Source organism: Iodidimonas nitroreducens (genome assembly GCA_000710935.1).
Classification (GTDB): domain Bacteria; phylum Pseudomonadota; class Alphaproteobacteria; order Sphingomonadales; family Rhodothalassiaceae; genus Iodidimonas; species Iodidimonas nitroreducens.
The window spans coordinates 124055-137235 of the sequence record BAYV01000015.1 but is presented as its reverse complement, the minus strand read 5'-3'; the positions used below and the strand labels follow the sequence as shown (position 1 = coordinate 137235).

The following is a 13181-nucleotide window of genomic DNA, read 5'->3' as shown; positions in this document are numbered from 1 at the left end:
TTGTTATCCGAGCTTGAAAGAGATATCTGATGGAGACACGCGCACATCATCTGCTTATCGGCCTTTTCATGCTTTTGATGATCGCGGGGCTTTTTGCCTTTGTCATCTGGCTGGCCAAGGTTGATGTGGATCAGCAATATACCCGCTATGAAATTTTTTTCGAGGGTTCGGTCGCGGGCTTGAACGAAGGCAGCGCGGTGCGGCTGAATGGGGTTCCCGTGGGGTCGGTTCTGGATATTTCGATCCCCCGCGCTGATCCATCGAAAGTGCGGGTTTTGGTGCGGATCGAATCTGATGTGCCGATTTTGGATGGCAGTATGGCCCGCCTTGAATTGCAGGGCTTTACCGGCATCGCCTTCGTGCAGATCAGCGGCGGTCAGGAAGGCGAGGATATCAAACCGCTGGAAGGCCGCGAACTGGCGGAAATCCCCTCGGAACGCTCGCCTATTCAGCAGGTTTTTGAAGAAGCGCCCAATCTGATCAATGAAGCCATTTTGGTGGTCAATAATATCAAGCAGCTTTTGGGGCCGGATACCCAAATGCGGGTCGCCAATATCTTGCAAAATATCGAAATGCTGAGTGGCGAACTGGCCGCCCGGGCCGATGGAATCGATGCCGTTCTGGTGCGGGTGGATGAAGCTGTGCGTGATTTTCAACAAACCGCTCAGGCTTTTACCAGATTGGCCGAAACCACCGATGGCCTGATGCAAAATGAAGTGCGCGGCACCTTTGCAGACGCTGCGGAAATGGCCCGATCAGCAGATGCCCTGGCCGATGAACTGACGCTTTTAGTGGCCGATAATCGCGAGGGCGTTTCGCGCTTTGTGAATACCGGCCTGCCCGAAGTGGCCCGGATGATCGGCGATCTGCGGCGGCTGACCATGCGGCTCAATATGGTGGTTCAGAAATTTGAAGATCGCCCGATCGAGGCGCTTTTTGGTGGGCAACAGCCCGAATATCGGGGGGATGAAAAATGATCATGGGCATTTTGGGCCATCATGAAAAAGATCTTGGCAAGCGCCATCGCCATGGGCTTTCATCGGCCAAGGGCCTTGCCCGGCTTTTCATGGGCCTTGGGATCATGGCGGGGCTTTCGGGCTGCGGCGGGCTGGTGAATTTAGGGCCAAGCGGGCCGCCTTTGGCGATTTACGGGCTGGACCCTTTGCCCCTTTTATCGGATGAACGGGGTGGAGTGCCGCTGATCTATATCGAAGAACCGCAGCTATCGGGGGCGCTGGATACGGTGCGCATTGCCATCAGCCGGGATAATCGCCGATTTGAATATCTGGCCGATGCCCGCTGGGAGGAGCGCACACCGCAATTATTGCAGCGTTATCTGGCGCGCTCCATCGATAATGGTCCGGCTTTGGATGCGGTGGGCAATTTCAATATCGATCTGCCGGTGGATTATCGGCTGCGAATGGATCTGCGCCGCTTCGATGCGCACAGGACATCCGATGGATTGACCATCGAAATCACGCTGCTGGCAAGCCTTGTGGATGCCTTGTCATCCGATCTTTTGGGCAGCCGCCATTTCAAGGCGAGCCATCCGGCGGCATCAAACCAGCCCGATGATATCGTGGCGGCCTATAATGCCGCCCTTGATGAGATGACTAAAGACCTGTCTTCCTGGATCGCCGGCGCGGTGGAGACGGCGCGCGGGGCACCCGCCTGATTTCGCGAATGGCCCATAAAACCCCCAATGAGGTAAAGCCCATGGCGGCGAAAAAGGGAGCTTTAGGGCCATAAAGCATCATCAGCCCGCCGCCTAATGTGGGGCCGATCACCCGGCCGATAGCCGAAAAGCCATTGGCCAGCCCCAAAGCCGCGCCCTGCACATGGGCGGCATTGCGCTGGGAGACCAAACTGTTCAAAACCGGGAAATAGAGGGTTAATCCTCCCATCATCAGGGGAAAGGCGATGAGCACGGCGATCAGATGCTGGGGCAGGGTCAAAACCATGATGCAGCCAGTGATGCTGGCCGATAAGGCGATCATATAGGTGCGGATTTCGCCATAGCGGTCAGCCAGCCGGGCCACGACGAAGGCTTGGAGAAACGCCACCACAAGGCCCACGCTCATCATCAAAAAGCCCACCTGCCGTTCGTTCCAGCCCCATACCGCATTGGCCCAAAAGCCCGACATGGCAAAGATCATGCTTTGGGCCGCAGAGGCGATCACGAATTGCAGCATCAAAAGCCCCTTTTCCGGGCCGCGCAGAAAATCAAGAAAGCGGCGAGAGCGAATGATCTGCTCATCATCATGGCGGGAAGAATCCGGGCGGTTGGAATCAGCGTGGGCGGGATCATGCCGGGCGGAATCCGATGGCAGGCGGGTGAGGGCCAGGATGCTGGCGGTAAAGCTCAAAGCCGCGGCGGCAAAGGCGGATAATGCCAAAGCATCGGCTCCGGCAAAGCTCGCCACAAGGGCAGCAAGCCCCGGCCCTGCGGCAAAGCCAAGGCCGAAGCTGACGCCGATCATGCTCATGGCTTTGGTTCGGCCTTCATTGGGGGTGAGATCGGCCATCGCCGCCATCACCACCCCCACATTTCCCGCCATTGCCCCGGATAAAGCGCGGGCGATAAACACCATGAGCAGGGAATGGGCCAGCCCTAAAACCACATAGGAAATCCCGGCCCCGAACAGGGTCATCATCAAGGCCCGCTTACGCCCGATACGATCAGAAAGCCGCCCCCATAAAGGACCACTTAAAGCCGCCATGCCCGCATAAATGCCGAACAAAAGCCCGCCGGTCATCTCGCCGCCGCCAAAGGATTGCACGATAAAGGGCAGGATCGGCAGGATGATGCCAAAGCCCACCAGATCGATGAACAGGCATAAAAGCAAAACAAAGGCCGGGCTCATAAAGCCTTTGACCATAAGGCCATCATGAAACGATCCGATGCCCTGCAAAAGGCCGCCTGGGCCATGGTTTTATTTCCTGCGCATATCATCGAGCTGTTTTTGCATCATGGCCAATTGCTGTTCCAGATGATCAATCTTGTTGTCTGCGGCGGATGTGGTTTTGCCTGATTGCTCCTGACCGCCACTGGGCTCGCCGGTTTGGCTGCTCGACGTGCCCTGGCTTTCCGCAAAGGGATTAAACATCTTGAGGGCCTGCTCGAAAACGGCCATGTTTTTGCGGGCGGCTTCATCCATGATCGACAGGGTTTGCACCGGATTGAGGCTGCCCTCAAAGGCCTGGCGGATGCGATCCTGATTTTGCGAAAAGCTTTCCATCGATGATTGCAGATAGCCCGGCACCATGGTTTGCAGGCGATCGCCATAAAAACCGATCAACTGGCGCAGAAAAGGAATGGGCAGCATTTCCTGGCCCCGGCTTTCCTGCTCGAAAATGATCTGGGTCAGCACGGATCGCGTGATATCATCGCCGGATTTGGCATCGCGCACAACGAAATCCCGGCCATCGCGCACCAATTGCGCCAGATGATCAAGGGTGACGTAGCTTGATGTTTCGGTATTATAAAGACGACGATTGGCGTATTTCTTGATGATGACAAGATCGCTATCGGATTTTTTTTGCGCCATGAAACTGCCTGTTATGGGGATGAATGAAAGACAAAAGCCCATTTTGGGCCTTTTCAATCGCTTGGCATTTCACAGATGCCACCCCATGATTTTGCAACGGAGCACCGCCCGATGGCAAGTGTTAATTTGATGCAGGTGCGAAGGCCATTTTGCTGCGCAACAAAAATATGATCATGGGGCAAGGGGGTGCAGCATGACCAGGGGCAAACAGCCACCTTTGCGGGCGGGGCCAAAGCCTTTGGGTCTGCATCTGGCGATGATGAGCGCGGCGGCGATGATGGCCCATGCCAAAAATCCCGCTGCGGGGGATAAGAATGGAACAGATCAATTATCCCTGGCGCTTCAGGGCATTGATTTATGGCGGGCGCATCCCTTTCGGCGGCCTGATAGCGGGCTTGTACGTCGCCATCCCATCGGTCAAAGCAGCCTTTTGGATATCGCGGCGGCGCGGCGGAAATCTTCTGGCGGCGAAGACGAGAAGGGGCAAACCCCGGCCTCTCGCAAGCCGGTTTTGCTGGTGCCATCACTGATCAATCCCCCTACGATATTGGATCTCTTACCCGATAACAGCCTTGCCGGTTTTTTATATGATCAGGGCTTTGCGCCGATGCTGCTGGATTGGGGGGCGCCCGGCGCGATGGAGCATGATTTTGGGCTGGCCGATTATTGCGCGCGGATCCATCAGATGATTGATCATCTGGTCGAAGCATGGGGCGGCCCGGTGCCGGTGATCGGCTATTGCATGGGCGGCACTTTGGCCCTGGCCGCAGCCGGGCGCGCCGGGGCGGCGGTGGAGCGTTTGGCCTGTTTGGCGGCCCCATGGGATTTTCATGCTGATGGTGCGGTGCATCAGGGGCTGGCCCGGATGGCGATGCCCCTTTTGCCCCTGATTGCGCATCTGGGGGAGGCCCCGATGGACCTGATCCAGAGCTTTTTTATTTCATTAAGCCCCGATGCCGCCCTCAGGAAATTTTCCCACTTCGCAAGAATGCCACAGGATGGGCCGGACGCGCGCCTGTTCGTGGCGCTGGAAGATTGGCTGAATGAAGGCCCGCCTTTGGCCGGTCCGGCAGCGACAGAGGTTTTGCGCGATTGGTATGTGCTCAATAGCCCCATGCGCGGCTGCTGGCAGATGGGGAGCGAGATGGTTTCGGCGCGCGATTATGCCGGGCCGGTTTTTTGTGCAGTGCCGCAAAATGATCGCATCGTTCCACCGCAAAGTGCCCTTGGTCTGGTCGCGGGCTTCCACCCCGATCATCTGGTGCGGCCATCAAGCGGCCATGTGGGGATGATCGTGGGGCGCCGGGCGCGCACGGATTTATGGATGCCTTTGTCCAAATGGCTGCAAGGCTGACAATGGTTTCAAATGTAACCGGGAAATCCGCAGGAAATTGTGGAAAATCAACGAAATTGTGGGCAATCAGGGTCTTTGATCTGCGCCCAAGGCGTGCCATTCTAGGATTGATCTGTCAAAAAAGAAGGCCGCATCCATGGGGCCTGTTCATCGTTTAATGAAGGAGTATCGCTTATATGTCTGATATTGTTATTGCGGCCGCCGCACGCACTGCTATCGGTGCTTTTAATGGCGGGCTGAGCAGCGTTCCTGCGCATGAACTGGGTGAACAGGTCATCCGCGCGCTTTTGCAACGGGCCGCCCTGCAGCCCACGGATATTTCCGAAGTGATTCTGGGGCAGGTGCTCACCGCCGGGCAGGGGATGAACCCGGCGCGTCAGGCCGCGATCAAAGCCGGGTTGCCCAAGGAAACCACGGCCTGGGGGCTTAATCAGGTCTGTGGTTCGGGCTTGCGGGCGGTGGCTTTGGCGGCGCAGGCGGTTAAAACCGGCGATAGCCGCATCGTGATTGCGGGCGGTCAGGAAAATATGAGCCTCGCCCCCCATGCGGCGCATCTGCGCAATGGCCAGAAAATGGGCGATCTTTCGTTCATCGATACGATGATCCGCGATGGCCTTTGGGATGCCTTTCATGGCTATCATATGGGCACCACGGCGGAAAATGTGGCCAAAGGCTGGCAGATTTCCCGCGATCAGCAAGATGAATTTGCGGTGGCCAGCCAGCAAAAAGCCGAAGCCGCGATGAAAGCCGGGCGGTTCAAGGATGAAATCATCCCCATCACCATCAAAACCCGCAAGGGCGATGTGGTGGTAGACAGCGATGAGCATCCCCGCCATGGCACCACTTTGGAAGCGATGACCAAGCTGCGTCCGGCCTTTGATCGTGACGGAACCGTAACAGCAGGCAATGCCAGCGGGATCAATGATGGTTCGGCGGCGGTTGTGGTGATGTCGGCGGATGAGGCCGCAGCCCGGTCGATCACCCCCTTGGCGCGGATTGCCAGCTATGCGGTGGCGGGGGTTGATCCCGAAGTGATGGGCACCGGCCCCATTCCTGCCAGCCGGGCGGCTTTGGAAAAAGCGGGCTGGAAGGCATCGGATCTCGATCTCATCGAATCCAATGAGGCCTTTGCCGCGCAAGCCTGTGCCGTGAACAAGGATCTGGGCTGGGATACCGATAAGGTGAATGTGAATGGCGGGGCCATCGCCCTTGGCCATCCCATCGGAGCCAGCGGCTGCCGGATTCTGGTGACCTTGCTGCAAGAAATGGCCCGGCGTGATGCAAAGCGCGGCCTTGCCACCTTGTGCATTGGCGGCGGCATGGGCATTGCGCTCTGTGTGGAGCGTCCCTGATCTTTCAATCACTGGCTTTTCTTTAAAAAACCCAACAAACAACCCTGAGGGGAGATGATCATGTCAAGAGTTGCAATCGTTACCGGCGGCACCCGTGGTATCGGTGCTGCCATTTCCAAAATGCTGAAAAACAATGGCTTTGAAGTGGCCGCCAATTATGCCGGCAATGATGAACGGGCCCGCCGTTTCAATGAAGAAACCGGGATCAAGGTTTATAAATGGGATGTGGCGGATTTCGAAGCCTGTGCCGCTGGCTGTGCGCAGGTGGAAAAGGATCTGGGGCCGGTGGATGTGCTGGTCAATAATGCCGGCATCACCCGCGATACCACCATGCATAAAATGTCTCATGAGATGTGGCAGCAGGTGATCGATACCAATCTGGGCGGCTGCTTTAATATGTCGCATGCCGTATTTGGCGGGATGCGGGATCGCAAATATGGCCGCATCGTCAATATCGGCTCGATCAATGGGCAGGCCGGGCAATATGGTCAGGTGAATTATGCCGCCGCCAAATCGGGCATCCATGGCTTTACCAAGGCTTTGGCCCAGGAAGGCGCGCGCAGCAATATCACCGTTAATGCCATTGCTCCGGGCTATATCGATACGGATATGGTGGCGGCAGTGCCCGAGGCGGTGCTGGAAAAAATCGTCGCTAAAGTGCCGGTGGGCCGCCTTGGCAAGGCCGAGGAAATCGCCCGGGGTGTGCTCTTTTTAGTGACGGAAGATGCAGGCTTTGTCACCGGATCAACTTTATCGATTAATGGTGGCCAGCATATGTATTAATGATCGCAATAACTTTACAGGGCGTGAGGGCTGAATTTAAATTTTGTTTAGCTTTTGCGCCCTTAAGTTTTCAGTTCGGTGGCCGCACATAAGGATTGGCTCGGCCCCGGACTGGAGTGCGTATGACATCTATCTTCAATGTGCGCAGGCGTTTATTCGCTGTGGCGGGTTCGATCCTACTCTATTCTTTTTTGGTTTTGATCGCGGTTCAGATCCTGAAAAATGGCGGTATTCTTCATCGTTTGACCTTCGAGCATCTTGATCAGGCCCGCCGCATCGAACAGCTATTGGCGGAACTGCCCAGCCAGCCAGGGGCACCGCAGGCGCTGATGCAGGCCGATGGCCCCTTGGCCGGAATCAGGGAAAGCGGCGCTTTATGCCGAGCCTTGATGGAAGAAGGGCCGATCAGCTTTTTTCTGCGGCTGGCGGGATCGCCCCTGATCGCCCAAAATTGCAGCGCCACGGTTGAAAGTGCCGACGCCATGCTGGCGCATCTGCGCTCTTTTGATGATCGGGGGGCAAAAGATGGCCTTGCCCGCCGTCTTGAGCCGATCGCGGCGCAATTTTTCGTCCAATCCCAGCGGCTGGATCATCCCGTAGATGCCTTGAACAGCAAGATTGTGGTGATTTTGGTGTCTTTTGCCTGTCTTTCCGGGTTTTTAGGTGCGGCTTATGGCATTTGGAATGCGGTGATGATCGCCCGGCCCTTGATGCGGCTGGAAGAAACCGTCACCACCTTGAGCGAGGGCAATCTGGCGGTAAAGGTGCCCGATCAGCAGCGCCATGATGAATTTGGCAGCTTTGCCCGCAGTCTCGAACGCTTCAAGATCGCCGCGCATGAGCGGATGCAGCTTGAAGCAGAGAACCGCGAACGGATCGAGAAAGAAGCCCGGATGCGGCAAAAGCTGGCCGAAGAGCGCGAACAGGCCGCGACCGCTAAACATCATGAGGAACAGGCGCAGGCCGAGCAGGTGGTGCGCCGCGAGCGGGCCCTGCAAAAGCTGATCAATGGCTTTGATCAAACCGTGGTCAAAACCCGGGCAGAGCTGACCCAAGCCATGGATAGCCTGCAAAAAATGGCCGAACATATCGAGAAAACTACCACAATCATGGGTGATGGCACTGGGAAGGCGGCCTCTTTATCCGAAGATGCCTCGGATGCGGTGAAAGCTGCTGCCGATGAGATGTCGGGCTTGTCAAAGGCGATTGCCGCCATTGCCCAGCGCCAGACTGTGGCGGACAAAGAAGTGAGCGGCGCGGCGGATCGGGTGCGCCGGGCGATGATCTCGGTTGATGACTTTGTCAAGGTGGCGTCAGAAATCAACAGCATCACCGCATTGATCAACGATATTGCCGAGAAAACCAATTTACTGGCGCTGAATGCCACCATCGAAGCGGCCCGTGCGGGTGAAGCCGGACGGGGCTTTGCCGTGGTTGCCCATGAGGTGAAGGCGCTGGCGGCGCAAACGGCGAAAGCCACGGGCGATATCGATCATCATATCCAAAGCCTTCAGGCATCGAGCACCGAAGCGTCGGGGGCGGTGAAACAGATCGGCGATATCATCCAACGGGTGGATCAGCTATCAAAAGAAACCGGCGAGGAAATCGCCCAGCAAAATAAGGTGATGGAGGCTATTTCCGGCCATGTGCAGGCCGCCGCAGGGGATGCGGCTGATGTGCGGCAAACCCTTGATGATATTGGCGGAAAAGCTGATGTGATGCGCCAGTCGGTGCAGCAGATCAAGCAATCGGTTTTGGGGGTGAGCGGATCGAGCGCCGAGCTTGATCAGGAAATCCGCAAATTCCTTCATGAGGTGAAAAGCGTTTGATGGATGCGGGCAAGCGGGTTTTTCCCTATGCTGGCCGCATCCGATGGCTGGTTATTGAACTGTATGAGACCCCATGCGCCCTGATGTGATTGCCCTGCGGAATTTTTATGAGCGGCCCTTGGGCCGGGCCGCGGCCTCGTGCATTGCCGATCAGATCGATCGACTGTGGCCCGATCTGGGAGGCCAGCATGTGGCGGGGATCGGCTATGCGCCGCCTTTGCTCGATCAGCTTTTGGTGCGCCATGATGTGGCGGGGAAAAAGCCGCCAGCCAGTATGGTGGCCCTGATGCCGGCCGCCCAAGGGGTGGTGCACTGGCCTGATACCCATCGGAACGCTACTGCTTTGGTGGAAGAAGATGCCCTGCCCTTGCCCGATGGATCGTTTGACCGGCTGGTTTTGATCCATGCTTTGGAGGTGGCCGATCATCTGCCGGGATTATTGCGCGAATTATGGCGGGTGCTGTCGCCGGGGGGGCGGGTGATCATCATCGTGCCCCGCCGCCGAGGTACATGGGCGGGGTTCGAGCGCACGCCCTTTGGATCGGGGCAGCCTTATAGCAGTCAACAGCTCGAGCGCACTTTGGCCAGTTATCTGCTGCCCGTTACCCGCATCCGCCGATCTCTGTTCGTTCCGCCTTTCGGGCCCTTTTCTCAAGGGCGGGGGGTGCGCTTTCTCGAACGATCCGGGGCGCTTTTCCTTGGCAGCCTTGCCGGCTTATTGATCGTGGAAGCGGAAAAGCAAATCTATCGTGCGGTGCCCAATGCGCCGGTGCAGCGCCCGGTTTTTGCCCCGGCGATCCGCAAGCCCGCCTTGGGATCGCTGTCTCAAAGCCATGGGGGCGAAAGCTAAAAACCGCTGTCTGGCGGTCATCTGCTGTTCAGCGGGGTGCTGGTAAACCCCGCTTTGTGGCCATTTCATTGATGAAGCGGGCAAAATCGGCATCGAAGGGCTCGATTTCCAGCAAAAAGCTGTCATGTCCGGCGATGGCCTGATAGCAGCGATGGATATGCACCACATCGGCACGCGCCATGGCATCGGCCAAAAGCTGTGTTTGTGCCGGGGGGTAAAGCCAATCGCTTTCATAAGCCCCTAAAAACATGTGGGTTCTCGCCCCCACAAAGCGGGCCGCCAGATCCCCATCGGGGGCCAGATCGAAATAATCCATGGCTTTGGTGATCAGAATATAGCTGGCCGGATCAAAGCGTTCCACAAAGCGGCGGCCATGATAGGCAAGGTAATTTTCCACCTGATAATCGATCCCCGGGCCATAGGCCGGCTGATCGCGATCTTGCAAAGCGCGTCCGAATCGGCTGTCGAATTCTTCGGGCGCGCGATAGCTGAGATGGGCCAGCATTCGCGCCACCTCAAGCCCGGCAATCGGGGCATGGCCGGTGCCATGATAGCGGCCATCCTGCCAATGGGGATCGGCCAGAATGGCCCGCCTGCCGATGGAATGCAGGCCGATCTGCTGCGGGCTGTGGCGGGCGGCGGTGGCCAATGCTGCGCCCGCAAATAAACGCTGGGGATAATCGCGCAGCCACTGCAAAACCTGCATCCCCCCCATCGAGCCGCCAATGGCCATGAACAGATCATCGATCCCCAGATGATCCAGCAGCCGGGCTTGGGCCCGCACCATATCGCCAATGGTGATGAAGGGGAAATCGGCGCTCCAAAGCTGCCCGGTGGCGGGGTTGATGGCCGCAGGTCCGGCGCTGCCCATGCAGCCACCAATGACATTGGCGCAGATCACGAAAAAACGGTTGGTGTCGATGATCCGGCCCGGCCCCACCATGCGATCCCACCAGCCCGGACGCTTGGTCACGGGATGGGTGCCGCTGACCACCTGATCGCCGGTGAGGGCATGGGCGATCAGGATCACATTGCTTTTGGCGGCATTCATCGTGCCATAGGTGGAATAGGCAAGGGGAAACGGCCCCAAATGCCCGCCGCTATCCAGCGGCAGGGGGGTGGCATCGCCCAGAATCAGCACATGGCCGGGTGGCGTTTTGGGTGGCGAAAATTCGGTCATAAGCCCTTTTAAATTTGCCCCTTGCTAGCGCCTTGTGCGCCGCGCGGCAATCTTTTGCTTTTCCTGTTGGCTTTGATTAAAAGCTTTTGTCAGAATTTTCGCACGAATGGGAGCATTTATGGGCATGTTGCAGCCAAATCCATGGGTTTTATCGCTGGCGCCTTATGTGGCCGGGCGGGCCAAGGCCGATGGGGTTGAAAAGGTGGTCAAGCTCTCGGCCAACGAATCGGCGGTGGGGGCGAGCCCCAAAGCCGCTGAAGCGATGGTGGCTTCGGCCGTGTCGATGCATCTTTATCCCGATCCCGATGCTTTTGATCTGCGCCGGGCCATTGCCGAAGTGCATGGGCTGGCGGCGGATCGGATCATCTGCGGGGCCGGTTCGGATGAAATTCTGCATATGGTGGCGCAGGCTTTCGTGCGCGAAGGGGATGAGATTATCCATTCCCGCTATGGTTTCATGATGTATCCGATCATCGCCCAATCTTTGGGGGCGCGCCCGGTGGCGGTGCCCAATAAAAACTGGGCGGCGGATGTGGATGGCATTCTGGCCGCCGTCACCGATAAAACGCGGATCGTTTATCTGGATAATCCCAATAATCCCACCGGCGCTTATCTGCCGAAAGCCGAAGTGGAGCGCCTGATTGCGGGCCTGCCGAAAAGCTGTGTGCTGGTTTATGATGCGGCCTATGCGGAATGTGTGGATGCCGATGATTATACCGATGGCACCGATCTGGCCATGGCCCATGATAATGTGCTGATGAGCCGCACCTTCTCAAAGCTTTATGGATTGGCCTCCTTGCGCATTGGCTGGGGCTATGGATCGCCCGCTTTGCTCGATCCCATGAACCGGATCCGGATGCCGTTCAATGCCAATCTGCCCGCGCAGAATGCGGCCATTGCCGCCGTGCGGGATCGAGATTTCGCGGAAAAGGCGACCCGGTTCACGGTACAATGGCGGCAGTGGCTCAGCGCCCGGATCAGCGCTTTGGGGCTGGAGGTGGTGCCCAGCCAAACCAATTTCGTGCTGATCCGTTTTCCCCAATCGGGCGACCATCAGGCCGAAGCGGCCAATGCCTGGCTCACCGAACATGGCTATTTATTGCGCTGGCTGCCCGGTCAGGGCCTGGCGGATTGCCTGCGTTTAACGGTGGGCACCGAGCAGGAGAACCAAGTGGTGGTAGCGCTTTTGGAAGCCTTCATGAATCGCTAATGGCGCGTTCATGCGGCTTTTCAGGGTTTTAAAAGCGGGCTGATTTTTGCGACCGGAAAAGGGCCGGCCAGGATCTGCCCGTCTTGCAAGGTGATCGGCAGGCGCATGGCCCGATCCCCCCCCATCATGGCGATCTGATCTACACCCTCGGCCAGATAAGGCGCGCTTTTGGGATCGATCAGCCCCTGTTTTGCCAGATAGGTGACCAAAAGGCCCGGTTCTTCAAAAACCAGCGCCAAAGCCCCCAATGGCCGTAACTGTTCATCGAGGGTCAGGCTGCCATCCCCCTTCAGATGCAGGCGGCCCCAATCGATCTGCAGATCGGTGATTTCGATGGTGCCACCGGCATCGCGCCATTTTTCAAGGCTTTGGGCGGTGATCGGGGTGGTGATCAGGCCGTGTAATTCGCCACGCAGTTCGATTTTTGAAATCACCGGAGCCGGGGCACCGGGGGCGAAAGGGCCAAGGGCCAGATTGGTCAATTGGATGGCGATATCGGCCCGCTCGTTTTGCAAAAGCGGGGTCTCATCCTGATCGGGGGCTGATGGCGGGGGGGCAGACAGGGGCCATTTGCCATTCAGCCGCATCCGTTCAGCGGGCAGGACCTGACCTTTGCTGGCGGGAAAATCAAAGCTGACCATCCCCAGATCCATATCCAGCATCTGTTCTTGTGCGCCCGTTAGCAGGCTGGCCATGATTTTGGGTGCATGAAGCCGCAGATCGGCCAGCCGAGCTTTTAGATCATGGGCCTGCGCCACCTGATGATCGGGGGTCCAAAGATGGCTGAAAATCAAAAGCTGATCGGCAGCCGCTGCCCATGCCGGTTTACTGTTTTGGCTTTCGATGCGGGGCCGGGCGATATTGATGGTCAGGCGATAGGGAAAGCCGGAAATATCGATCTGATCATTTTGGGCGCGGAAGGCCTGTTGATCACGGTCGCCAAACCATGTGCTGATCCGATCGCGGCTTTCATTGGCGATAAAATGCCAAAGCGCGCCATAGGCGAGGGCGGCGAGAAGGAAGGTGCCGATCAAAATCCGATATTTCATAAAGGGCCTTTTGGGTTTCCGCTCAG

12 protein-coding genes are annotated in these 13181 nt (G+C 57.5%); 8 read left to right on the top strand and 4 right to left on the bottom strand.

Going from position 1 to position 13181, the window contains the following annotated elements; genetic code table 11:
- Nucleotides 1-29: 29 nt before the first annotated feature.
- Nucleotides 30-977 carry an MlaD family protein gene (locus AQ1_RS07795; RefSeq protein WP_042086006.1) on the top strand — a complete coding sequence of 316 codons (948 nt, stop codon included), beginning with the start codon at nt 30-32 and terminating at the stop codon, nt 975-977.
- Nucleotides 974-1675: an ABC-type transport auxiliary lipoprotein family protein gene (locus tag AQ1_RS14480; protein WP_052371101.1), complete on the top strand. Its 702-nt coding sequence runs from the start codon at nt 974-976 to the stop codon at nt 1673-1675. The genes AQ1_RS07795 and AQ1_RS14480 overlap by 4 nt, the downstream gene beginning before the upstream one ends.
- Here AQ1_RS14480 and AQ1_RS07785 read toward each other — a convergent pair.
- Both AQ1_RS07785 and phaR read right to left on the bottom strand, forming a co-directional pair.
- Nucleotides 1614-2879, bottom strand: a complete 1266-nt coding sequence (locus tag AQ1_RS07785; RefSeq protein ID WP_150006928.1) for an MFS transporter — start codon at nt 2877-2879, stop codon at nt 1614-1616. The two genes, AQ1_RS14480 and AQ1_RS07785, sit on opposite strands and share 62 nt — an antisense overlap.
- Before the next feature lie 54 nt (nt 2880-2933).
- Complete coding sequence (gene phaR, locus AQ1_RS07780) at nt 2934-3548, bottom strand: polyhydroxyalkanoate synthesis repressor PhaR (RefSeq protein WP_042086003.1); 615 nt, start codon at nt 3546-3548, stop codon at nt 2934-2936.
- Between the two features lie 193 nt (nt 3549-3741).
- Here phaR and AQ1_RS07775 point away from each other — a divergent pair, with 193 nt between their 5' ends.
- The 5 genes from AQ1_RS07775 (at nt 3742) to AQ1_RS07755 (ending at nt 9716) form a co-directional block, all read left to right on the top strand.
- Nucleotides 3742-4902, top strand: a complete 1161-nt coding sequence (locus AQ1_RS07775; RefSeq protein WP_052371100.1) for an alpha/beta fold hydrolase — start codon at nt 3742-3744, stop codon at nt 4900-4902.
- Nucleotides 4903-5078: 176 nt separating this feature from the next.
- Complete coding sequence (locus AQ1_RS07770) at nt 5079-6254, top strand: acetyl-CoA C-acetyltransferase (protein ID WP_042086002.1); 1176 nt, start codon at nt 5079-5081, stop codon at nt 6252-6254.
- A gap of 60 nt (nt 6255-6314) precedes the next feature.
- Complete coding sequence (phbB, locus tag AQ1_RS07765) at nt 6315-7037, top strand: acetoacetyl-CoA reductase (RefSeq protein ID WP_042086135.1); 723 nt, start codon at nt 6315-6317, stop codon at nt 7035-7037.
- A 122-nt stretch (nt 7038-7159) separates the two neighbouring features.
- Nucleotides 7160-8866, top strand: a complete 1707-nt coding sequence (locus AQ1_RS07760; protein ID WP_042086000.1) for a methyl-accepting chemotaxis protein — start codon at nt 7160-7162, stop codon at nt 8864-8866.
- Nucleotides 8867-8939: 73 nt separating this feature from the next.
- Entirely contained in the window at nt 8940-9716 is a 777-nt protein-coding gene (locus AQ1_RS07755; protein ID WP_042085998.1) for a class I SAM-dependent methyltransferase, read from the top strand.
- Nucleotides 9717-9744: 28 nt separating this feature from the next.
- On the opposite strand, the gene metX is transcribed toward AQ1_RS07755, so the two are convergent.
- Nucleotides 9745-10896 carry a homoserine O-acetyltransferase MetX gene (gene metX / locus AQ1_RS07750; protein WP_042085996.1) on the bottom strand — a complete coding sequence of 384 codons (1152 nt, stop codon included), beginning with the start codon at nt 10894-10896 and terminating at the stop codon, nt 9745-9747.
- Between the two features lie 124 nt (nt 10897-11020).
- Here metX and hisC point away from each other — a divergent pair, with 124 nt between their 5' ends.
- Nucleotides 11021-12106 (top strand): histidinol-phosphate transaminase, encoded by a 1086-nt coding sequence (gene hisC / locus AQ1_RS07745; RefSeq protein ID WP_313979786.1) that lies wholly within the window; start codon nt 11021-11023, stop codon nt 12104-12106.
- 20 nt (nt 12107-12126) lie between these two features.
- Here hisC and AQ1_RS07740 read toward each other — a convergent pair whose 3' ends face one another.
- Nucleotides 12127-13155 carry a DUF2125 domain-containing protein gene (locus AQ1_RS07740; RefSeq protein ID WP_042085992.1) on the bottom strand — a complete coding sequence of 343 codons (1029 nt, stop codon included), beginning with the start codon at nt 13153-13155 and terminating at the stop codon, nt 12127-12129.
- Nucleotides 13156-13181: the final 26 nt, after the last annotated feature.